Origin of the sequence: Pseudomonas sp. MF6747 (assembly GCF_963890955.1) — a bacterium.
GTDB lineage: Bacteria > Pseudomonadota > Gammaproteobacteria > Pseudomonadales > Pseudomonadaceae > Aquipseudomonas.
Genome location: NZ_CAWPSZ010000002.1, coordinates 135,144 through 156,966, shown reverse-complemented (window position 1 = coordinate 156,966; position 21,823 = coordinate 135,144). Strand labels below are relative to the sequence as shown.

17 protein-coding genes and 1 pseudogene are annotated in these 21,823 nt (G+C 61.2%); 14 read left to right on the top strand and 4 right to left on the bottom strand.

Going from position 1 to position 21,823, the window contains the following annotated elements; genetic code table 11:
* Positions 1 to 355 precede the first annotated feature (355 nt).
* The 8 genes and pseudogenes from AACW30_RS03040 to AACW30_RS03005 form a co-directional block, all read left to right on the top strand.
* Positions 356 to 2,680, top strand: coding sequence for a Tex family protein (locus AACW30_RS03040; protein ID WP_119738198.1), 2,325 nt, complete (start codon positions 356 to 358; stop codon positions 2,678 to 2,680).
* Positions 2,680 to 3,063: a PaaI family thioesterase gene (locus tag AACW30_RS03035; RefSeq protein ID WP_106577406.1), complete on the top strand. Its 384-nt coding sequence runs from the start codon at positions 2,680 to 2,682 to the stop codon at positions 3,061 to 3,063. The genes AACW30_RS03040 and AACW30_RS03035 overlap by 1 nt, the downstream gene beginning before the upstream one ends.
* Positions 3,064 to 3,277: 214 nt before the next feature.
* On the top strand, positions 3,278 to 4,861 hold the full coding sequence (gene gshA, locus AACW30_RS03030) for a glutamate--cysteine ligase (protein WP_169367993.1): 1,584 nt from the start codon (positions 3,278 to 3,280) through the stop codon (positions 4,859 to 4,861).
* A 252-nt stretch (positions 4,862 to 5,113) separates the two neighbouring features.
* Positions 5,114 to 6,091 (top strand): taurine ABC transporter substrate-binding protein, encoded by a 978-nt coding sequence (gene tauA, locus AACW30_RS03025; protein ID WP_106577404.1) that lies wholly within the window; start codon positions 5,114 to 5,116, stop codon positions 6,089 to 6,091.
* A gap of 18 nt (positions 6,092 to 6,109) precedes the next feature.
* Complete coding sequence (gene tauB / locus AACW30_RS03020; protein ID WP_119738202.1) at positions 6,110 to 6,889, top strand: taurine ABC transporter ATP-binding subunit; 780 nt, start codon at positions 6,110 to 6,112, stop codon at positions 6,887 to 6,889.
* Positions 6,886 to 7,722, top strand: coding sequence for a taurine ABC transporter permease TauC (gene tauC, locus AACW30_RS03015; RefSeq protein WP_106577403.1), 837 nt, complete (start codon positions 6,886 to 6,888; stop codon positions 7,720 to 7,722). Before tauB ends, tauC begins: the two co-directional genes overlap by 4 nt.
* Before the next feature lie 11 nt (positions 7,723 to 7,733).
* Positions 7,734 to 8,570 carry a taurine dioxygenase gene (gene tauD / locus AACW30_RS03010; RefSeq protein WP_200624255.1) on the top strand — a complete coding sequence of 279 codons (837 nt, stop codon included), beginning with the start codon at positions 7,734 to 7,736 and terminating at the stop codon, positions 8,568 to 8,570.
* A gap of 746 nt (positions 8,571 to 9,316) precedes the next feature.
* Positions 9,317 to 9,391: pseudogene (locus AACW30_RS03005) on the top strand (hypothetical protein); the annotation flags it as partial.
* Between the two features lie 127 nt (positions 9,392 to 9,518).
* Here the strand turns inward: AACW30_RS03005 and mgrA are convergent.
* The 4 genes from mgrA to epsC form a co-directional block, all read right to left on the bottom strand.
* A complete protein-coding gene (gene mgrA / locus AACW30_RS03000) occupies positions 9,519 to 10,556 on the bottom strand; it encodes an L-glyceraldehyde 3-phosphate reductase (protein WP_106577401.1) in 1,038 nt (345 codons plus the stop codon).
* A gap of 109 nt (positions 10,557 to 10,665) precedes the next feature.
* On the bottom strand, positions 10,666 to 12,015 hold the full coding sequence (locus AACW30_RS02995; protein WP_200624254.1) for an OprD family outer membrane porin: 1,350 nt from the start codon (positions 12,013 to 12,015) through the stop codon (positions 10,666 to 10,668).
* A gap of 237 nt (positions 12,016 to 12,252) precedes the next feature.
* On the bottom strand, positions 12,253 to 14,214 hold the full coding sequence (gene betT, locus AACW30_RS02990) for a choline transporter BetT (protein ID WP_164487965.1): 1,962 nt from the start codon (positions 14,212 to 14,214) through the stop codon (positions 12,253 to 12,255).
* 413 nt (positions 14,215 to 14,627) lie between these two features.
* Positions 14,628 to 15,554 (bottom strand): serine O-acetyltransferase EpsC, encoded by a 927-nt coding sequence (gene epsC / locus AACW30_RS02985; protein WP_200624253.1) that lies wholly within the window; start codon positions 15,552 to 15,554, stop codon positions 14,628 to 14,630.
* Positions 15,555 to 15,720: 166 nt separating this feature from the next.
* On the opposite strand from epsC, the gene AACW30_RS02980 reads away from it, so the two are divergent.
* The 6 genes from AACW30_RS02980 to AACW30_RS02955 all read left to right on the top strand — a co-directional run bounded on the left by AACW30_RS02980 (position 15,721) and on the right by AACW30_RS02955 (position 21,803).
* Positions 15,721 to 16,716: a D-cysteine desulfhydrase gene (locus tag AACW30_RS02980; protein ID WP_106577397.1), complete on the top strand. Its 996-nt coding sequence runs from the start codon at positions 15,721 to 15,723 to the stop codon at positions 16,714 to 16,716.
* 281 nt (positions 16,717 to 16,997) lie between these two features.
* Complete coding sequence (gene tcyJ / locus AACW30_RS02975) at positions 16,998 to 17,792, top strand: cystine ABC transporter substrate-binding protein (RefSeq protein ID WP_106577396.1); 795 nt, start codon at positions 16,998 to 17,000, stop codon at positions 17,790 to 17,792.
* Positions 17,792 to 18,457: a cystine ABC transporter permease gene (tcyL, locus tag AACW30_RS02970; protein WP_106577395.1), complete on the top strand. Its 666-nt coding sequence runs from the start codon at positions 17,792 to 17,794 to the stop codon at positions 18,455 to 18,457. The genes tcyJ and tcyL overlap by 1 nt, the downstream gene beginning before the upstream one ends.
* A 3-nt stretch (positions 18,458 to 18,460) precedes the next feature.
* Positions 18,461 to 19,207 (top strand): L-cystine ABC transporter ATP-binding protein TcyN, encoded by a 747-nt coding sequence (tcyN, locus tag AACW30_RS02965; protein WP_106577394.1) that lies wholly within the window; start codon positions 18,461 to 18,463, stop codon positions 19,205 to 19,207.
* A gap of 381 nt (positions 19,208 to 19,588) precedes the next feature.
* Positions 19,589 to 20,374 (top strand): hypothetical protein, encoded by a 786-nt coding sequence (locus tag AACW30_RS02960; protein ID WP_124416174.1) that lies wholly within the window; start codon positions 19,589 to 19,591, stop codon positions 20,372 to 20,374.
* Positions 20,375 to 20,561: 187 nt separating this feature from the next.
* On the top strand, positions 20,562 to 21,803 hold the full coding sequence (locus tag AACW30_RS02955; protein ID WP_200624252.1) for an SfnB family sulfur acquisition oxidoreductase: 1,242 nt from the start codon (positions 20,562 to 20,564) through the stop codon (positions 21,801 to 21,803).
* Positions 21,804 to 21,823: the final 20 nt, after the last annotated feature.

The window sequence follows — 21,823 nt, the reverse complement described above, 5'->3', positions numbered from 1 at the left end:
AGATGCTCCTCTTATCTCGGCGCGCATTATGGCGTAGCTGCCGTTATACGCACCGTGTGCATTGTTAGCAGATTTTTCCTCTACCGCCAGCGAACCCGCCCCCTGCAACCTTCGGCGCAATCCCCCCCAGCTGCAGAACGCTGGTTATAATGCGCCGCCTTTGCGCTGAGCAATGTCAGACTTTACTGCTTGCTGCCTCGCTATTTTTTACCGCGATGGGCAGCAATTTTCCGATTTCGAGGGTCAACAGGCTGCCTTTTGACCCAGGTAGCGGCGCCAGTCGGGCCGCTCAACCAGCCTTGCAACGCCTTGTTTTCCGGGCGTGCGAGCTGCTTTCAGAATTTCAGGTGGTTTTATGGACAGCATCAACAGCCGCATCGCCGAGGAACTCGGCGTACGCCCACAACAGGTCGAAGCGGCCGTCGCTCTACTGGATGAAGGCTCCACGGTGCCTTTCATCGCCCGTTACCGTAAAGAAGTGACCGGCAGCCTCGACGACATCCAGCTGCGGCACCTGGAAGAGCGCTTGCGCTACCTGCGAGAACTCGACGAACGGCGCATCAGTATCCTCGCCAGCATTGAGGAACAAGGCAAGCTGACCCCGCAACTGGAACGCGACATCAAACTCGCCGACACCAAGACCCGCCTCGAAGACCTTTACCTGCCGTACAAACAGAAGCGCCGCACCAAGGGCCAGATCGCCCTGGAAGCCGGCCTGGGCGACTTGGCGGACGGCTTGTTCAACGACCCGTCGCTGACCCCGGAAACCGAAGCCGCGCGCTTCATCAACGCCGAAAAAGGCGTCGCCGACGTCAAGGCGGCCCTCGAAGGCGCCAAGTACATCCTCATGGAGCGTTTCGCCGAAGACGCCAACTTGCTGGAAAAACTGCGTAACTACCTTAAACAGGAAGCCACCCTCAGCGCCCGCGTCATCGCTGGCAAAGAAGAGGAAGGCGCCAAGTTCCGCGACTATTTCGAGCACGACGAACCGCTCAAGAGCATGCCGTCGCACCGCGCACTGGCCATTTTCCGAGGCCGCAACGAAGGCATTCTCAGCTCCGCGCTGAAGGTCGGCGACGAGCTGCCGGGCACCATGCACCCGTGCGAAGGCATGATTGGTCAGCAATTCGGCATCCAGAATCAGAACCGCCCGGCGGACAAGTGGCTCGGTGAAGTCGTGCGCTGGACCTGGAAGGTCAAGCTCTACACCCACCTGGAAACCGACCTGCTCGGTGAGCTGCGCGACGGCGCCGAAACCGAAGCGATCAATGTTTTCGCCCACAACCTGCACGACCTGCTGCTGGCCGCCCCGGCCGGCCCGCGCGCGACTCTGGGCCTCGACCCGGGCCTGCGCACCGGCTGCAAAGTGGCCGTGGTCGACGCCACGGGCAAGCTGCTGGACCACGCCACCGTGTATCCACATGTGCCGCACAACAAGTGGGACCAGACCCTCGCCATCCTGGCTGCCCTGTGCGCCAAGCACGCCGTGGACCTGATCGCCATCGGCAACGGCACCGCCAGCCGTGAAACCGACAAGCTGGCCGCCGAGCTGATCAAAAAATACCCAGCCATGAAGATGACCAAAGTCATGGTCTCCGAGGCCGGCGCGTCGGTGTACTCGGCGTCGGAACTGGCCTCCAAGGAATTCCCGGACCTCGACGTATCGATCCGTGGCGCCGTCTCCATTGCTCGCCGCCTGCAAGACCCGCTGGCCGAGCTGGTGAAGATCGACCCTAAATCCATCGGTGTCGGCCAGTACCAGCACGATGTGTCGCAGCTGAAACTGGCACGCGGTCTGGATGCGGTGGTGGAAGACTGCGTGAACAAGGTCGGCGTGGATGTGAACACTGCCTCGGTCGCGCTGCTGGCCCGTATTTCCGGCCTCAACTCAACGCTGGCGCAGAACATCGTCACCCACCGCGACGAGAACGGCGCGTTCAAAACCCGCGCGGCGCTGAAAAAGGTCGCACGCCTGGGCGAAAAAACCTTTGAACAGGCCGCCGGCTTCCTACGCGTAATGAACGGCGACAACCCGCTGGACGCTTCGGCGGTTCACCCGGAAGCCTACCCGCTGGTACAGCGCATTGCTGCCGAGACCGACCGCGACATCCGCTCGCTGATCGGCGACGCCGCGTTCCTCAAGCGCCTGGATCCAAAGAAGTACACCGACGAAACCTTCGGCGTGCCGACCATCACCGACATTCTGCAAGAGCTGGAAAAACCTGGCCGTGACCCGCGTCCCGAGTTCAAGACCGCCGAGTTCCAGGACGGCGTCGAAGACCTCAAGGACCTGCAACTGGGCATGATCCTCGAAGGCGTGGTCACCAACGTGACCAACTTCGGCGCGTTCGTGGACATCGGCGTGCATCAGGACGGTTTGGTGCATATCTCCGCGCTTTCGGAGAAGTTCATCAAAGACCCTCGCGAAGCGGTGAAAGCCGGTGACGTGGTCAAGGTCAAGGTCATGGAAGTCGACATTCCACGCAAACGCGTTGGCCTGTCGATGCGCATGAGCGACACCCCCGGCGAGAAAATTGACGGCGCCCGTGGCGCTCGCCCAGGCTCGGCGCCACGCCAGTCGCAGAACAACGCACCGCGCAAGGAAACTGCCACCGCAGCGCCAAGTAATAACGCCATGGCGTCGCTGTTTGCCAATGCCAAACAGTTGAAGAAACGCTGATGCAAATCCCGGCCGGTTTGACCCAGAGCGCGTTCAGCGAGCTGATCGGCTGTCGCCTGCAACGCCTGGACGAGGGCGTTGCCGAGGTGGCCCTGACCCTGGAGCCGCAGCTGCGCAACCGTGCAGGCAAGCTCCACGGCGGGGCGATTTTCAGCCTGGTGGACATCACCATGGGGCTGGCCTGTTCCAGCGCCCATGGTTTCGACCAGCAGAGCGCGACCATCGAATGCAAAATCAACTATATCCGTGCCGTGTCCGATGGCGACGTGCTGTGCACCAGCCGTGTTATCCACGCGGGTCGGCGCACATTGGTGGTCGAAGCGGAGGTGTATCAGGACGACAAACTGGTCGCAAAAGCACAAGGCACATTCGCTGTCCTATAGCTCCCCGCCCTCGATTTGAGTTAATTTCGGCGCTGCGACAACAGCGTCGGAATTTTCTTGCTGCGCTATAGCCCAATTCATGGAGTGAAGTAGGCTTTTTCAAAGCGGGTCAAATCGACTCAAAACCAGGCGATAACGCCAGTTTTAACTTCACCCTTGTAGACCGTCCTGCCCACCCCCATATTGGGGCGACTGACGCGTGAAGGAATCCAACTTGAGCGAACTTCTCAACCGCCGCCTGGCCTTGCTCGGCAAGCGCGAACACCTCTCCCTGCTAGAGCAGTGCTTGCACGGCATCGAGCGCGAATGCCTACGCGTCACCGGTGAGGGTCGCCTGGCACAAACGCCGCACCCCGAAGCCCTGGGCGCCGCGTTGACCAACGAATTGATCACCACCGACTACTCGGAATCGCTGCTGGAGTTTATTACCCCAGCCCTGCCCAACCCGGCCGATACCCTGAGCAGCCTGGACAAGATCCATCGCTTTGCCTACAGCAAACTCGGCAACGAGTACCTGTGGAGCCCTTCGATGCCGTGCCCGCTGCCGGCTGAGGAAGATATTCCGATTGCCTACTACGGCACCTCCAATATCGGTCAGCTCAAGTACGTTTACCGCAAGGGCCTGGCCCTGCGTTACGGCAAGACCATGCAGTGCATCGCCGGCATTCACTACAACTTTTCCCTGCCGGAGCAGTTGTGGCCCTTGCTCAAGGAGACTGAAGGTTTCGTCGGTACCGACCGCGACTACCAGTCCACGGCCTACATTGCATTGATCCGTAACTTCCGCCGCTACAGCTGGCTGCTGATGTACCTGTTCGGCGCCTCGCCGGCCCTGGACGCAGGTTTCCTGCGCGGTCGCTCGCACCAGTTGGAAGTGCTGGACGCCGACACGCTGTACCTGCCGTACGCCACCAGCTTGCGCATGAGCGACCTGGGTTACCAGAGCAACGCCCAGGCCGGCCTCACGCCGTGCTACAACGACCTGGCCAGCTACACCGACAGCCTGCGCGAAGCGGTGGCAACGCCCTACGCGCCTTATGTCGAAGTTGGCACCCATAAGGACGGTGAGTGGGTTCAGCTCAACACCAACATCCTGCAGATCGAAAACGAGTACTACTCCAACATTCGCCCCAAGCGCGTGACCTACACCGGCGAGCGCCCCATCCAGGCGCTGATGGCCCGTGGCATCCAGTACATCGAAGTGCGTTGCCTGGACATCAACCCGTTCCTGCCCTTGGGCATTGACTTGCCGGAGTCGCGCTTCCTCGACGCATTCCTGCTGTATTGCGCACTGAACGACAGCCCGCTGTTCGCCAACAACGAGTGCGGCAATGCCACCTCCAACTTCCTCAGCGTGGTCAAGGAAGGCCGCCGTCCGGGCCTGCAGTTGCAGCGTCAGGGCCAGCCTGTGGACATGAAGGAATGGGCCACCGAGCTGCTGGAGCACATTGCGCCGTTGGCAGCGTTGCTGGATCAGAGCCATGGCATGACCGAGCACAGCGAGGCGCTGGACGCTCAGCTGGCGAAGGTCAAGGATCCGTCCCTGACGCCATCAGCCCAGGTGTTGGCGGCGATGGCCGAACGCAAGGAAAGCTTTGCGCAGTTCTCGCTGCACCAGAGCGAGGTGCACGCCGAGCATTTCCGTAAAGAGCCGCTGCCGGCCGAAGAACAGGCGCGCTTTGAAGAACTGGCGCGCACGTCGCTGGCGCAACAGGCGGAACTGGAGCAGAACGAGGTCGGCGACTTCGATGTGTTCGTCGGGTCGTACCAGGCGAGCATCCTGGCAATCAGTAACTAACTGAAGCCGAACCCGGCTCGAAATGTGGGAGGGGGCTTGCCCCCGATAGCAAAGTGTCAGTCCCCCATCAGTGACTGATCCGCCGCCATCGGGGGCAAGCCTCCTCCCACATTTTTGCCCTCATCAAGCTCAAGATTTGCTTCAACCCTTCTTCACATAAGCTAATTCGAAAACGTTATTTATTTTCGGGTTCTTAGATCATTTAGTCTCCTCACACGCCGACCCTCGGCCGCCTGATTGAGGAGCTTCCCCTTGAAACTGCTTACCCCTCTGCGCCTCTTGGCCGCATTGTCCCTGGCCGGTGCCAGCCTGTTTGCCCAGGCGGCAGATGTCACCATCGCTTATCAAACCACCGTGGACCCGGCGAAAGTCGCCCAGGCCGACGGCGCGTACGAAAAAGCAACTAACGCCAAAATCGATTGGCGCAAATTCGACAATGGCGCCGACATCATCGCTGCCATCGCCTCCGGCGACGTGCAGATCGGCTACCTCGGTTCCAGCCCGCTGACCGCTGCCGTGACCCGCAAAGTCCCAGTGGAAACCTTCCTCGTCGCCACCCAGATCGGCGGCGCCGAAGCCTTGGTAGCGCGCAACGGTTCAGGGATCAACAGCCCGCAGGACCTGATCGGCAAAAAGATCGCTGTGCCGTTCGTGTCCACCGGCCACTACAGCCTGTTGGCCGCGCTGAAGCACTGGAACATCGACCCTTCGAAGGTGACCATCCTCAACCTCGCGCCGCCGGCCATCATCGCCGCCTGGAAGCGCGGTGACATCGACGCCACCTACGTGTGGGACCCCGCCCTGGGCGTGGCCAAGGAAAACGGCAAGGTGCTGATCACCTCCGGCGAACTGGCCAAGTTCGGCGCGCCGACCTTCGATGCGTGGATCGTGCGCAAAGACTTCGCCGAGAAGCACCCGGAAATCGTCACCGCCTTCGCCAAAGTCACGCTGGACGCCTACGCCGCGTACCGCAAAGACCCACAAGCGTGGCTCGCCGACACAGGCAACGTCGACAAGCTGGTCAAGCTTTCCGGCGCCAAGGCCAGTGACATCCCGCTGCTGCTGCAAGGCAACGTCTACCCGCTGGCCGCTGATCAGGTGACCCTGCTGGGCGCCCCAACCACCAAGGCTGTGACCGACACCGCCGCGTTTCTCAAGGAGCAAGGCAAGGTCGACGCCGTGCTGCCGGACTACGCCCCTTACGTCAGCGCCAAGTTCATCACTAACTGATTCAAGGAGTTCATTGCGATGGCCTTGCTACAACTGGAGCGCATCAGCGCACAGTACCCAGGCGCCACAGAACCGGTACTGTCTGATATTTCACTGGACCTTGGGCCCCAGCAATTGCTGGTAGCCCTCGGCCCGTCCGGCAGTGGCAAGACCTCGCTGTTGAACCTGATTGCCGGTTTCGTCGAACCCTCAGCCGGGCGCATCACCCTCGATGGCGTGCCGGTCAAAGGCCCCAGCGCCGAGCGCGGCGTAGTGTTCCAGGACGACGCCCTGCTGCCCTGGCAGGACGTGCTGGCCAACGTCGGCTTCGGCCTCGAACTGGCTGGCGTGCCCAAGGCACAACGCGAAGTACGCGCCCGGGAAATGCTCGCGCTGGTCGACCTCGCCGGCTTCGACAGGCGCCGTATCTGGCAACTCTCCGGCGGCCAGAAACAGCGCGTGGGCCTGGCCCGCGCGCTGGCAGCCGACCCGCGTGTGCTGCTGATGGACGAACCCTTTGGCGCCCTCGATGCCTTCACCCGCGAACAGATGCAGGAGTTGCTGCTGCAAGTCTGGCGGCGCACGGCCAAGCCGGTGTTCCTGATCACCCATGACATCGAAGAGGCGGTGTTCCTCGCCACCGATTTGATCCTGTTGGCGCCTAACCCGGGCCAGATCGTCGAGCGCCTGCACCTGGACTTCGGCCAGCGCTACGCCGCCGGTGAATCGGCGCGCGCGATCAAGTCCGACCCGCGCTTTATCGAAACCCGCGAGCACGTGCTGGGCAAAGTGTTCTCGCAACGGCAGGTGTCCGCATGAGCAGTTACGAACTCCCCGCCACCGCCGCCAAGCCGGTGGCTCACGCCGTTATTCCGGTGCGTCGCAGCCTGAGCACACGCTGGATCAGCGTGCTCACTTTGGTTGCCTTGTTGGCACTCTGGTGGGCGGTGACTGCCACCGGTTTGATCGAACCGCTGTTCCTGCCGCCACCGTCCGCCGTGCTGCAAAAAGGCTGGCTGCTGGCGACAACTGGCTACATGGATTCCACCCTGTGGCAGCACTTGGGCGCGAGCCTGCAGCGCATCGGCCTGGGCCTGGGTTTTGCGGTGCTGACCGCCGTGCCGGTGGGCATTGCCATCGGCGCCAACCGTATCGCGCGCGGCATTCTCGACCCGCTGATTGAGTTCTACCGGCCGATTCCACCGCTGGCTTATCTGCCACTGATCGTGATCTGGTGCGGCATCGGCGAGCTGTCCAAGGTGCTGCTGATTTATCTCGCGATCTTCGCGCCTATCGCCATCGCCACTGCCACCGGCGTGCGCACCGTCGACCCGGCCAAGCTGCGGGCCGCACAATCGTTGGGCGCCACCCGTGCCCAATTGATTCGCCACGTGATCCTGCCCAGCGCCCTGCCCGACATCCTCACCGGTGTGCGCATCGGCCTGGGCGTAGGCTGGTCGACCTTGGTTGCGGCCGAGTTGATCGCCGCCACCAGCGGCCTGGGTTTTATGGTGCAGTCGGCGGCGCAGTTCCTGGTCACCGATGTGGTGGTGCTGGGGATTCTGGTGATCGCCCTGATCGCTTTCGCCATGGAAATGGGCCTGCGTGCCCTGCAGCGTAAATGGGTGCCCTGGCATGGCCAGGCACATTGAGTGAGAAGAGCATGAGCAGCCTGACCGTTAAGCCTTTAAGCACCGCCCTGGGCGCCCAGATCAGTGGCGTCGATATCACCCAGCCGCTGAACCTGGAACAGCGCGACGCCATTGAGCAGGCGTTGCTCACCCACTCGGTGCTGTTCTTCCGTGGCCAAGCCGTTACCCCGCAGCAACAGGTGCGGTTCGCGGCAAATTTTGGCGACCTGCACATCCACCCGATTTACCCCAACGTGCCGGAGCAGCCCGAAGTGCTGATCCTGGATACCGCCGTGACCGACGTGCGTGACAACGCCGTGTGGCACACCGACGTGACCTTCCTGCCCACTCCGGCCCTCGGCGCGGTGCTCAGCGCCAAGCTGCTGCCGGCGTTTGGTGGCGATACGTTGTGGGCCAGTGGCATTGCGGCGTATGAGGCGCTGTCTGAGCCATTCAAGCGCCTGCTCGATGGCCTGACGGCGACTCATGACTTCACCAAGTCCTTCCCGCTGGAGCGCTTTGGCAACACCGCCGAAGACCTGGCGCGCTGGGAAGAAACCCGCAAGAAAAACCCGCCGCTGTCGCACCCGGTAGTGCGCACGCACCCGGTGAGTGGGCGCAAGTCGCTGTTTGTCAGCGATGGGTTTACCACCAGGATCAATGAGCTGGAGCCGGCTGAAAGCGAAGCCATTCTCAAGCTGTTGTTTGCTCATGCGACACGGCCAGAGTTCACCATCCGCTGGCGCTGGCAGGAGAACGACGTGGCCTTCTGGGACAACCGCGTGACCCAGCATTACGCGGTCGATGACTACCGGCCACAACGGCGAGTGATGCACCGCGCGACAATTCTGGGCGACGTGCCGTTCTAGTCGCCACACTGCACATAACATGTGGGAGGGGGCTTGCCCCCGATAGCTCTGGGTCAGTCAACGGGTCACGTGACTGATACCGCCATCGGGGGCAAGCCCCTTCCACATTGACCCGGTGCTATCAGGTTATTCAGCGGTCGATCATTACGGCCACAGCGGCGACTGATGCACCGCGCGACGATTCTTGGGGATGTGCCGTTCTAGTCGCCACACTGCACATAAAATGTGGGAGGAGGCTTGGCCCCGATAGCTTTGGGTCAGTCAACGGGTCACGTGACTGCCACCGCCATCGGGGGCAAGCCCCCTCCCACATTGACCCGGTGCTACCAGGTTATTCAGCGGTCGATGACTACCGGCCACAATGGCGAGTGATGCACCGCGCGCTGACTCTTGGGGATGTGCCGTTCTAGTCGCCACACTGCACATAAAATGTGGGAGGGGGCTTGCCCCCGATAGCTCTGGGTCAGTCAACGGGTCACGTGACTGCCACCGCCATCGGGGGCAAGCCCCCTCCCACACTGACCCGGTGCTATCAGGTTATTCAGCGGTCGATCATTACGGCCACAGCGGCGACTGATGCACCGCGCGACGATTCTTGGGGATGTGCCGTTCTAGTCGCCACACTGCACATAAAATGTGGGAGGGGGCTTGCCCCCGATAGCTCTGGGTCAGTCAACGGGTTACGCGACTGACACCGCCATCGGGGGCAAGCCCCCTCCCACATTGACCCGGTGCTATCAAGTTATTCAGCGGTCGATGACTACCGGCCACAACGGCGAGTGATGCACCGCGCGACAATTCTTGGGGATGTGCCGTTCTAGTCGCCACACTGCACATAAAATGTGGGAGGGGGCTTGCCCCCGATAGCTCTGGGTCAGTCAAAGGGTCACGTGACTGCCACCGCCATCGGGGGCAAGCCCCCTCCCACATTGACCCGGTGCTATCAGGTTATTCAGCGGTCGATGGTTTTTCCCACAGGTTGATCCCGCCTTCCTGGGCAAACCGATCGATTTCCGCCAGTTCCTCAGCACTGAAACTCAAGTTCTGCAGCGCCCCGACGTTTTCAATAATCTGCTCCGGCCGGCTTGCACCGATCAGCGCACTGGTCACCCGTGGGTCACGCAGGGTCCAGGCCAGCGCCAGTTGCGCCAGGCTCTGGCCACGACGCTTGGCAATTTCGTTCAGCGCACGCACGTGGGCGATGTTGGTTTCGGACAAGTGCTTGGCCTGCAGCGAACCACCCCCTGGGCGATTAACCCGCGCATCCGCCGGCACGCCATTGAGGTACTTGTCGGTGAGCAAACCCTGGGCCAGCGGCGTGAAGGCAATCACGCCGGTACCGAGTTCTTCGGTGGTGTCCAGCAGGTCTTTTTCCACCCAGCGGTTGAGCAGGTTGTAGGCCGGTTGGTGGATCAGCAGCGGCACTTTCCATTCCTGGAGCAGCGCAGCCATCTCGCGGGTTTTCACGCCGGAATAAGACGAGATACCGATGTACAACGCCTTGCCCTGTTGCACGGCGGTGGCGAGGGCGCTGGCGGTTTCTTCCAGTGGGGTGTCGGCATCAAAACGGTGGGAGTAGAAAATATCTACGTAGTCGACGCCCAGGCGTTGCAGGCTCTGGTCCAGGCTCGCCAATACGTATTTGCGCGAACCGCCGCCCTGACCGTAAGGGCCGGGCCACATGTCCCAGCCGGCCTTGCTGGAGATGATCAGTTCGTCGCGATAGTGCTTGAAGTCTTCGCGCAGCAAACGGCCGAAGTTGATCTCGGCGCTGCCATAGGGCGGGCCGTAGTTGTTGGCCAGGTCGAAGTGGTTGATCCCCAGGTCGAACGCGGTGCGCAGCAACGCGCGCTGGGTGTCGATCGGGGTGCTGTCGCCAAAGTTGTGCCACAGCCCCAGGGACAGTGCGGGCAGCACCAATCCACTGCGGCCTACGCGGCGATAAGGGATAGATTCATAGCGGTTTTCGGCAGCAATGTACGTCATCGAATCCTCTCTGGGCTTAGGGGCAAATAAGGCCTGGGAATAAGGTTATTCCCAGGCCTTTTAAGCCGCTGAATCGCTTAACTATGCCCGTCTCTTTTACAGCAATTTCCTACCAAAGTGGAACGACGTAGCTCACATAGAAGCGGTTTTCATCTTGCACAGTGGCGCCGGTAATGTCCGGGCTGGCGTGGGCATTTTTCCAGGTCACGCCCAGGCCCTTGAGAGTGCCGGTGGGTATTTGGTAGGCCACCGCGATGTTGCGTTCCCATTCGCTGGTGTCGCCCTGCGCTGTGCGGATGTCATCGCCGTGGGCATACGCGGCCGAGAATGTCAGGCCGGTGAGGCCCAGCTTGCCGAAGTCATATTTGTATTGCGCCAGCCAGGTACGCTCGCCGGCGTGCTGGAATTTGTTCAGCTGCATGTTGGTCAGCGCCGGCGTGTCCGCACCTGAACCTGGGCCTTGGCGTGCGTCACCACTGTTCAAGCCCGAATCCAGGTACGGGAAGTCGCTGTCACCGCTGTTTTTCTGGATACCGAGGCCGACCGTATGGCCGTCCAGGCTGTAGCTCTCCAGCAAGCTGGCGGTGGTCTGGTTGATGCGGCCTTTGCTGGTGCCGTCACCGTAGAGGCCGGCCCCGGCGAAGTCTTTGTCGCCATCGGCGTTGGCGCCCACACCCAGGCTGCGGAACACGCGCACGTCGGTGTCGATGGCGCCCACAGACAACGCATCATGCCGTTTGGCGCCGAGGAAGAACTGCTGGTAGTAATCCTCAAGGTTGGAATACCACAGGCTGACGGTGGTGTTCTGAATGCCGGTGTAGTCCGCACCGCCGAACAGGAAACGGTCACTCTCTTTGGTGCCACCGGCGGTGATCATGCCTTGGTCGCCGGTTTCGTTGCGGATCTTGGTCTTGAAGATATCGCCGCCGGTGAAGGTGAAATCGGTAAGGTCCTTGGACACCAGCTGCACACCGGTGTTGGTCTGCTGGTACAGGCGCCCGTCGGTGTTGGCCAGCACCGGGTTGTTGCCGTACAGCGTGCCCACGCGCAGCTCATCCTTGGCAAAGCGCATCTTGAATGTGGGGCTCAGTACACCAAACTGGTCGGCGGATTTGCCGTTGTCCAACGGGAACATGCTGCCGGGGTAGCGACCTTGGTGGTCCTTGTCATTGAGGTCACCACCAGAGTCCAGTTTCAAGCCATAGAAGGCCTGCAGATCGAGGCCAAAACCAACCGGCCCATCGGTGTAGCCCGACTTGAAGTTGAACTCGAAACCCTGGCCCCAATCACGAATGCTGTGGGCCTTGGCGTTGCTGTTCACCACATCACGCCCTTGCTGGTTGAGGTAGCGGTTGAGCAAGGTCACATCGGCGTGGCTGTCGTCGATAAAATCGGCGTGGGCGGACAGCATAAAGCTCGCCATGGCGACACCCACCACGGGGCTTATTAACGTCTTCATTGTTACCGGTCTCCGTCACTGTTCTGAAATGAAAGCGTCAAACGCTTCACACAATTACGCAGTGGCCAGATGACAGTTACGCGTCAAACCGGGGCTTGAACGAATGAAATTAAATTTAAGAAAGCCCCGTAGAACGGGGCTTTGCGGGGTTTTATGTGGGAGCGGGCTTGCCCACGATGCAGCCAGCTCGGTGTATCTCAACACCGAGCTGATGTGATCGCGGGCAAGCACAGGGGACTAGCGCACCAAATGCAGGAACTGCAGGTGACGCTCGTACTGGTCGAGGATGTCGTTGATGATCTGCTCCTTGGTGTAGCCCACCAAATCGTAGTCCTGGCTGCCCTCGCTCAGGTGCACTTCCGCGCGGTAATAGCGACGGTTATTGAGCTGCTTGGAGCCCATGCCGCCGCGCGCAAACGACGGCGTGAAATAGCCACGCATCTGCACTTGATACACGAACGGGTGCTCTTCACCGTGGCCGATTTCCAGGCTGACGCTGTCGTTCGACGGGTCGGGCTGGGTGACGACGCTGAGGCCTTTCTCGACAAACACCGCCGTCACTTCTTCGATCGCCGGGCGCACCGTGGTCTCAAGGAACCGGTACACCTCATCGCGCGACGGGAAATGCACCGCCTGGCTCAAGCGCTGGCGCCAACCGCCGGTGCCCTTGCGTGAGCCCGATACCGGCGCCAGCGAATGCAACTGGGCAATCTGCTTTTGCGATTCGAGGTAGAACGCCTTGTGCAGCCCCCACATCATCAGCAGCAGGATCAGCGAGAACGGCAACGAGGTCAGTACCACCGCCGATTTCAGCGAATCGATACTGCCGGCAAACAGCAAGGCACTGGTGACCAACGCAGTCATCGCGCCCCAGAACACGCGCAGCCATTTAGGCCCGTCTTCATCGGCGTTACCGCCTTTGGACGACAAGGTCGACAGCACCACGGTGCCGGAGTCGGCCGAGGTGACGAAGAACACGAAGCTGATGAACACCGTGACCGCGATGACCGTCTTGCTCCACGGGTAGGTTTCCAGCAGCAAGTAAAGGCTCATCGACGGGTCATCGATGGCCGACTGGCCGAGGGCGGTCAAGCCGTGGTTCAGCACTTGGTCGATGGCGCTGTTGCCGAAGATCGACATCCACGCCAGGGTGAAGCCCAGCGGGATCAGCAGCACGCCGAACACGAACTCGCGGATGGTACGGCCACGGGAAATACGCGCGATGAACAGGCCCACGAACGGCGACCATGCAATCCACCAGGCCCAGTAGAACACCGTCCAACCGCCCAGCCAGTCGCTGGGTTTGTCGTAGGCGTACACATCGAAACTCTTGGTCGGCAAGGCGCCGAGGTAGTCGCCGATGTTCTGGATCAGGGTGTTGAGCAAGTGCTGGGTGGGCCCGGCGAACAACACAAACAGCAGCAGCGCGCAGGCCAGCAGCATGTTGATGTCGGACATCACCCGCACGCCCTTGTCGACACCGGAGACGGCGACGAGGATCGCGGCGCCCATCATCAGCGTGATCAGGCCAACCTGAATCCATTGGGTGTGGGCAATGCCGAACAGGTAATCCAGCCCGGAATTGAGGTGCAACACGCCAAAGCCCATGTCGGCGCCCAGGCCGAACACGGTGGCGATGATGCCAAAGCCATCCACTGCGTAGCCGATGGGGCCGTTGATGCGTTTGCCGATCAGCGGGTACAGCGCCGAGCGCAGCGCCAGCGGCAGGTTATGCCGGTAGGCGAAATACGCCAGGGCCATGCCAACAAACGCGAAGACGCCCCAGCCGTGCAGGCCCCAGTGCAGAAACAGGATCTGCATGGCCTGGCGCGCGGCATCGGCGTTCATCGGCGCGCCTTGGGGCGGCTGCACCAGGTGCGTCAGCGGCTCGGACACGCAGAAGAAGAACAGCGTGATGCTGATCCCGGCGGCGAACAGCATGCCGGCCCAGGACAGGTAGCTGAATTCGGGCTCGTCGTGGTCGGCACCGAGTTTTATCTTGCCGTAGCCCGATAGCGCGGTGACCACCACGAAGACCAGATACAGCGTCATCGCGAGCATGTAGTACCAGCCGACCGTATTGGCCGCCCAGTTTTGCGCAGCCAGCAGCCAGGCACCGGCCTGTTGCGGGATAGCGATGACCGTGATGCCGAATAGCAGGATGAAACTGGCGGCAAAGTAGAAAACGGGCGCATTCATGCGCACCATGCCGCTGGATGGGGTGGACGATGCACTCATGAACGATGCACCCCGAGGGTGTGGGATGTGGCTGTAAATAACGGACTCAGCAAAGGTAAGCCTCCTGTTGTGAGCGGGCAGCGAACCACCGGTTTAACTTGAACGAACATTCAAGTTAAACATGAATAGGCGGTTTTGGACTAATCGCAGGGCTGAGTGGTAGGTCATTCCTACACTAGCTCAGGGATTGGTATGACGGGTGCGCGAGGTAAATCGTTCAGCGATTTCCGCGTTAAGTACGGCTCAAAAATGGAATGCGGTCAAAAATGTGGCAGCGGGCTTGCTCGCGAATGCACTGGGTCAGCAACATATCCAGTAACTGACACTCCGCCTTCGCGAGCAAGCCCGCTTCCACAGGGATTTGTACTGATTCTCTATTTCTGCGCCCCATCCTCATGCTGCAAATTCGCCTGCGTGATATTCGCCCCCGCCGGCACACTGCGGGTCAGCCACACGTTGCCGCCAATCGTCGAGCCCTTGCCGATGGTGATCCGCCCCAGAATCGTCGCCCCGGCGTAAATCACCACATCATCCTCAACGATCGGATGGCGTGGATGACCCTTTTGCAGCTGCCCGTCCTCATCTGCCGGGAAGCGCTTGGCGCCCAGCGTCACCGCTTGGTAGATGCGCACCCGCTCGCCGATGATCGCGGTTTCGCCGATCACCACGCCCGTCCCATGATCGATAAAGAAACTCGGGCCGATCTGCGCGCCCGGGTGAATGTCGATACCCGTGGCCGAGTGCGCGATCTCCGCGCTGATCCGCGCCAGCAGCGGCAGCCCGGCGCGGTACAGATGGTGTGCCAGGCGATGGTGAATCACCGCCAGAATCCCTGGATAGCACAACAGCACTTCATCCACACTGCGCGCGGCCGGGTCGCCGTGGTAGGCGGCCAGCACGTCGGTGTCCAGCAGGCTGCGCAGCGAAGGCAGGGCCAGGGCAAAATCCTGGATCAGGCGGATCGCCAGGGCATCGACCTCGCTGTCGTCCTGGCCGCCCTGGCGTGCGGCGTAGCGCAGCTCCAGGCGCGCCTGGCCGAGCAGGGCATTCAAGGCGACGTCGAGGGTGTGGCCGACGTAAAAGTCTTCACTCTCTTCACGCAAGTCCACCGGCCCCAGGCGCATCGGGAACAACGCGCCGCACAGCGATTCAAGAATCTGCGCCACGGCTTCGCGCGCCGGCAATTCGCGGCCGCCGTGCTCGCCACTCAAGCGGCCATTGCGCGTTCGCCACTGGTCCCGGGCGCTGCGCAGCTGGCTGACGATGGTCTGCAATTGCCAATGGCTGGAACGCTCACTCACGGTATTCACTCCTGACGAATTGCCCATCACTTTACGGTATGCACCCTGACGGCCCTTAAGAACCAATGGTGTGATGCTAAGAACTAACCGACATAAGCGATTGGCGGTTGCCCGATGAAAAGTGCCTGCCTATAGTCGCCCAATCACTTAGCCACTGTGCGTCGCCATGATCAAACAACAGCTCGACCGTTTTAACCGCCTGGACCTGCTGGGCGGTGCCACTGCCCTGGAAAAACTTGAGCGGCTGTCGGCCTGGCTGGGCAGGGACATTTACGTCAAGCGCGACGACACCACGCCATTGGCCATGGGCGGCAACAAGCTGCGCAAACTCGAATACCTGGCAGCCGACGCCCTCGCCCAGGGTGCCGACACCCTGGTGACCGCTGGCGCGATCCAGTCCAACCATGTGCGCCAAACTGCTGCGCTGGCCGCCAAGTTGGGCCTGGGTTGCGTGGCACTGCTGGAGAACCCGACCGGCACCGAAGACCCGAACTATCTGGGCAACGGCAATCGCCTGTTGCTGGAGCTGTTTGACGCCAAAGTAGAACGGGTCGAGAACCTCGACAACGTTGACGACCAACTCAATGCCCTCGCCGATCGCCTGCGCAGCAACGGCAAGAAGCCGTACCTGGTGCCTATCGGCGGTTCGAATGCACTCGGGGCGCTGGGTTACGTACGCGCCGGGCTGGAGTTAGCCGGGCAGATCGAAGCCAGCGGCATTGAGTTCGCTGCCGTGGTACTCGCCTCCGGCAGTGCGGGCACCCACAGTGGCCTCGCCCTGGCGTTGAGCGAAGTGCTGCCAACATTGCCCGTGGTGGGCATCACCGTGTCGCGCACCGAGCAAGCTCAGTTCCCGAAAGTGCAAGGCCTGGCCGAACGCACCGCCGAGTTGCTCGGCGTGGGCGTTCCGGACGCGTTCAAAGTGATCCTGTGGGACGAATATTTCGGCCCGCGCTACGGCGAACCGAACGCCGGCACCCTGGCTGCGGTCAAGTTACTGGCAAGCCAGGAAGGCCTGCTGCTGGACCCGGTGTATACGGGCAAGGCCATGGCCGGCCTGCTCGATGGTATTGGGCGGCAGCGGTTTGAGGACGGGCCGATTATTTTCCTGCACACCGGCGGAGCGCCGGCGTTGTTTGCGTATGACACCGCGTTTAATTGAATAAACGCAGATCAGAAGGTGGGAGCGGGCTTGCTCGCGAATACGGAGTGTCAGCCCATCCATTCGGCGGCTGATACAGCGCATTCGCGAGCAAGCTGGCTCCCACACTAAATGGATTACATATTCCAATAACGAATAACAAATTAAATTTATATTATTTTCAAGTCTTAGAAACTGGCTTTATAGTCGCGCCGAAGGCGAAGACGCGCTTCGCGCTTTAAGGCAGGATACGACTACTGCGTCACCTGCTTCGCTCAACATAAAAAACACAGGGGCTGTTCATGACTATTTCTGTATTGCGTCGCACGTTGCTGGTTGGCACATTGGGCTTGGCACTTGGGGCTGGTCTGATGGGCCAAGCCATCGCTGGTGAACAGCTGGACACCATCAAGAAGGCCGGCGAGATCAAGATCGGCCTGGAAGGCACCTACCCGCCGTTCAGCTTCGTCGATGAAAGCGGCAAGCTCAGCGGTTTCGAAGTCGAGCTGTCCGAAGCGCTGGCCAAAGAGCTGGGCGTCAAGGTCAAGCTGCAAGCCACACCGTGGGACGGCATCCTCGCGGCCCTGGAATCCAAGCGCCTGGACGCAGTGGTCAACCAGGTGACCATCTCCGAGGAGCGCAAGAAGAAGTACGACTTCTCCAAGCCCTACACCGTTTCCGGTATCCAGGCGCTGGTGCTGAAGAAAAACGTCGACGCCATCAAGACCGCCGACGACCTGGCCGGCAAGAAAGTCGGCGTAGGCCTGGGCACCAACTACGAACAATGGCTCAAGGACAACCAACCCAAAGCCATCATCAAGACCTACAACGATGACCCTACCAAGTTCCAGGACCTGCGCATCGGCCGCATCGACGCCATCCTGATCGACCGTCTGGCCGCTCTGGAATACGCCAAGAAAGCCCCGGACACTGCTGCCGCTGGCGATGCCTTCTCCCGTCAGGAAGCCGGCATTGCCCTGCGCAAAGGCGAGCCTGAACTGCTCGACGCCGTGAACAAGGCCCTCGACAAACTGCGTGCCGACGGCACCTTGAAGAAGCTGTCCGAGAAATACTTCAACGCTGACGTCACTCAATAATGGAAGCAGGTTTCCAACTCGCGCTGGACTCCGCGCCCTTTCTGCTCAAGGGCGCGTACTACACGGTGATTCTTAGCCTTGGCGGGATGTTTTTCGGCTTGCTGCTGGGCTTCGGCCTGGCCTTGATGCGTTTGTCGCGCTTCAAACTGGTCAGTTGGATCGCCCGCGTCTACGTGTCGTTCTTTCGCGGCACGCCCTTGCTGGTGCAGCTGTTCCTGATCTACTACGGCTTACCGCAAGTGGGCATCGAGCTGGACCCGATCCCGGCCGCCATGATTGGCTTTTCGCTGAACATGGCGGCTTACGCCTGTGAAATCCTGCGCGCCGCCATCAGCTCCATCGAGCGCGGCCAATGGGAAGCTGCAGCCAGTATCGGCATGACTCGCGCGCAGACCCTGCGCCGGGCCATCCTGCCGCAGGCCATGCGCACGGCCTTGCCGCCGTTGGGCAACAGCTTTATTTCGCTGGTAAAAGACACGGCGCTGGCCGCTACCATCCAGGTGCCCGAGCTGTTCCGCCAGGCCCAATTGGTGTCTGCGCGCACCTTCGAAATCTTCACCATGTATCTCTCCGCTGCCCTGATCTACTGGATTTTGGCAAGCATCCTGGCGCATTTTCAGAACCGCCTGGAAGACCGGGTCAACCGGCATGACCTGGAGTCTTGAAGCATGATCGTGGTTGAAAAACTGACCAAACAATTCAAGGGTCAGGTGGTACTCAACGGGATCGACCTTGAGGTCAAGGAAGGCGAAGTTGTCGCCATCATTGGGCCCAGTGGTTCCGGCAAGACCACCTTCCTGCGCTGCCTGAATTTCCTCGAAGAACCTACCAGCGGTCGCATCAAGGTGGGTGACATCGAGATCGACAGCAGCAAGCCGCTCAACCAGCAACAAGGCCTGGTGCGGCGCCTGCGCCAGCACGTGGGTTTTGTGTTCCAGAACTTCAACCTGTTCCCGCACCGCACCGCGCTGGAAAACGTCATCGAAGGCCCGATGGTGGTCAAGAAGATGCCGCGCGAAGCAGCCACCGAACTGGGCCGTACGCTGCTGGCCAGGGTCGGCCTGGCGGGCAAGGAAGGGGCTTACCCGCGGCGCTTGTCTGGCGGCCAGCAACAGCGCGTGGCAATTGCCCGTGCATTGGCCATGGAGCCGGAGGTGATTCTGTTTGACGAACCCACCTCGGCACTCGACCCAGAGTTGGTCGGTGAAGTACTGGCAACCATCCGCAGCCTGGCCGAAGAAAACCGCACCATGGTCATCGTCACCCACGAGATGAGCTTCGCCCGGGATGTGGCCAACCGGGTGATCTTCTTCGACAAGGGCGTGATCGTCGAACAGGGCGAAGCCAAGGCGCTGTTTGCCAACCCCAAGGAAGAACGGACCAAGCAGTTCCTGAGCAAGTTTTTAGCCCACTGACACCCCGAAAAACCTAGGTGGGAGCTGGCTTGCCTGCGATGCAGGCACCTCGGTGTGTCAGTCACACCGCAGCCATGCTATCGCAGGCAAGCCAGCTCCCACCTAAGCGCGTTCCTACATAAAATCCTCGCGATAACGAATAAAACGCACCGCCGCACCCACCTTAAAATCCCCCGCCTCGTCAGCTCTTTCTGAATCTGCTCCAACCCGCCGTTTAGCCCTTTGCCGCCATTGACGCCCGCCGGCCAACCCTCTTATCTAGGGCCCAGAGGATTGGATCCTATCCCGGCTATTCACTGAATCGTTCCTTTCGGCACCCTGCGCACACTCGCGCCACGGGCACCGGAACGATTGCTGCTGGCTGCATCAAGGAGATTACTTATGACGCGCACTGCACCCTCGGCCATGCTCACCGCCCCGACGCTGCCCCAGGCTAATCGATACGGTATCAACGCCCTCGCCGCCGCCCAACTGCAGGTGGATATCGCCCCCTACCCCGGCATGGAGGAAGGCGACTTGATCGAGCTGTTCTGGAACAACTGCTTTGCCGACTCCCGGCGCGTGAGCGCGTGCAAAATCGGCACCCCCACCCGCCTGCGCATCCCGCACAGCTTTGTGCAGGATGGCTCGGCGCAGATTCACTACCAGGTCATGCAGATCGGCCACGGCCCGGCCCGTTCGGCAGTCACGCACGTGCGGGTCAAGACCTGCCCACCCGGCGGCCAGCCGTCGCCTCGGTTCAGTGACGAAAACCAGAACCTTGCGCCCGTCAGCCTGCCCGACATGATCCGCCGCTACGGCATCAACGGTAGCCAGGTGCGACGCGGCATTCCGCTGAGCATCGAGCCGTACGCGCATATGACCACTGGCGACGCCATTACCCTGCGTTGGGGCGACGTGCGTCTGGACCTGCCGACGATCCAGCGCAAGGACGTCGGTCTGACAGTGCAGGTGTGGGTGCCCTCTGCGGTGATTGTCGAAGCGGGCGACGACTGCCGGCTGGACGTGACGTACTGCATTCTGGATCGCGTTGGCAATAATTCGCGCTGGGCACCCGCGCGCACGTTGAACATCGCCGCCTGCTCCTCGCAGGCGCCACCCCGCCCGGCCGGGGCCGCGTCGACCTATCAACCACGTCAGCCCGGTTCTCCCTGCGAACCTGGGTAACAGACCTTCTATGCATATTCCTAGAAGTTAGTTTATTTAAAGATTTAACACGCTTAGGGTATATGCACCGGACCACCGGACATCTCTGATTTTTCTGTTTTTATTTCATTGAATGCGAGGTCGGTATGGTCAGAATTACCCCGGTGCATAACGCCAGGGCATTACGTGCAGCCAAGGAGCGGCGCTGATGTCTAACTTGGCTCTAACACCCCCCCAGAGTGATCTGGACGTAGCCCCACTGCTGTTGCCGGCAGCTGTGCTGCGCGACGACGCACAAGCGTTGAGCGCAGCACACGAACTGGCTCAGGCCGCGCGCCTGCAAGCGGCCAAGCGCGACCAGCAGCGCAAGCTGCCCTGGGCGCAGCTTGAGCAGTTCACCCGCAGCGGGCTGGGCAGTATTTCCATTCCCCGTGAATACGGCGGCCCACAGGTATCGTTCGTGACCCTGGCCGAGGTGTTCGCGATCATCAGCGCGGCGGACCCGGCCCTCGGGCAGATCCCGCAAAACCACTTCGGCATCCTGTATCTGCTGCAGGGCACTGCCACCGAACGCCAGAAAAAGCAGCTGTTCCAGAGCGTCCTCGACGGCTGGCGCATCGGTAATGGCGGCCCGGAACGCGGCACCAAAAACACCCTGGAACTCAAAGCGCGGCTCACCGCCGAAGGTGACGGCTATGTGGTCAGCGGCCAGAAGTTCTACTCCACCGGCGCGCTGTTTGCCCATTGGGTGGCGGTGAAGGCGTTGAACGATGACGGCAAACAAGTCATGGCCTTTGTGCGCCGTGGCACGCAAGGGCTGCGCATCGTTGACGATTGGTCGGGCTTCGGCCAACGCACCACCGCCAGCGGCACCGTGCTGCTTGACCGGGTACCGGTGGACGCCGAACTGGTGATAGAGAACTGGCGCATCGGCGACAGCCCGAACATCCAGGGCGCTATCTCGCAATTGATCCAGGCGGCCATCGACGCCGGCATCGCCCGCGGCGCCCTCGATGACACCATCGCCTTCGTGCGTGAACGCTCGCGCCCATGGATCGACGCCAAGGTCGAACGCGCCAGCGATGACCTGTATGTGATCGCCGATATCGGCAAGCTGAACATCGAACTGCATGCCGCCCAAGCCCTGTTGCGCAAGGCCGGCAAGGTGCTGGACGAGGTCAGCGCTGCGCCGATCACCGCGCAATCCGCCGCGCGCGCGTCAATTGCCGTGGCCGAAGCGAAAGTGCTGACCACCGAAGTGTCGCTGCTGGTCAGCGAAAAGCTCTTCGAACTGGCCGGCAGTCGCGCCACCCTCGCCGAATTCAACCTCGACCGCCACTGGCGCAACGCCCGCGTGCACACCCTGCACGACCCGGTGCGCTGGAAGTATCACGCCATCGGCGCCTATCGCCTGAACGGCACGTTGCCGGCTCGTCATTCCTGGATCTGACCGACCAGACATCTGGAGAA

Coding starts and splice junctions, on each gene's coding strand:
- tcyN (WP_106577394.1), top strand. CDS start 18,461: ATGATCGTGGTTGAAAAACTGACCAAACAATTCAAGGGTCAGGTGGTA.
- tcyJ (WP_106577396.1), top strand. CDS start 16,998: ATGACTATTTCTGTATTGCGTCGCACGTTGCTGGTTGGCACATTGGGC.
- AACW30_RS02995 (WP_200624254.1), bottom strand. CDS start 12,015: ATGAAGACGTTAATAAGCCCCGTGGTGGGTGTCGCCATGGCGAGCTTT.
- mgrA (WP_106577401.1), bottom strand. CDS start 10,556: ATGACGTACATTGCTGCCGAAAACCGCTATGAATCTATCCCTTATCGC.
- tcyL (WP_106577395.1), top strand. CDS start 17,792: ATGGAAGCAGGTTTCCAACTCGCGCTGGACTCCGCGCCCTTTCTGCTC.
- AACW30_RS02980 (WP_106577397.1), top strand. CDS start 15,721: ATGATCAAACAACAGCTCGACCGTTTTAACCGCCTGGACCTGCTGGGC.
- betT (WP_164487965.1), bottom strand. CDS start 14,214: ATGAATGCGCCCGTTTTCTACTTTGCCGCCAGTTTCATCCTGCTATTC.
- tauB (WP_119738202.1), top strand. CDS start 6,110: ATGGCCTTGCTACAACTGGAGCGCATCAGCGCACAGTACCCAGGCGCC.
- AACW30_RS03040 (WP_119738198.1), top strand. CDS start 356: ATGGACAGCATCAACAGCCGCATCGCCGAGGAACTCGGCGTACGCCCA.
- tauC (WP_106577403.1), top strand. CDS start 6,886: ATGAGCAGTTACGAACTCCCCGCCACCGCCGCCAAGCCGGTGGCTCAC.
- AACW30_RS02955 (WP_200624252.1), top strand. CDS start 20,562: ATGTCTAACTTGGCTCTAACACCCCCCCAGAGTGATCTGGACGTAGCC.
- AACW30_RS02960 (WP_124416174.1), top strand. CDS start 19,589: ATGACGCGCACTGCACCCTCGGCCATGCTCACCGCCCCGACGCTGCCC.
- tauD (WP_200624255.1), top strand. CDS start 7,734: ATGAGCAGCCTGACCGTTAAGCCTTTAAGCACCGCCCTGGGCGCCCAG.
- AACW30_RS03035 (WP_106577406.1), top strand. CDS start 2,680: ATGCAAATCCCGGCCGGTTTGACCCAGAGCGCGTTCAGCGAGCTGATC.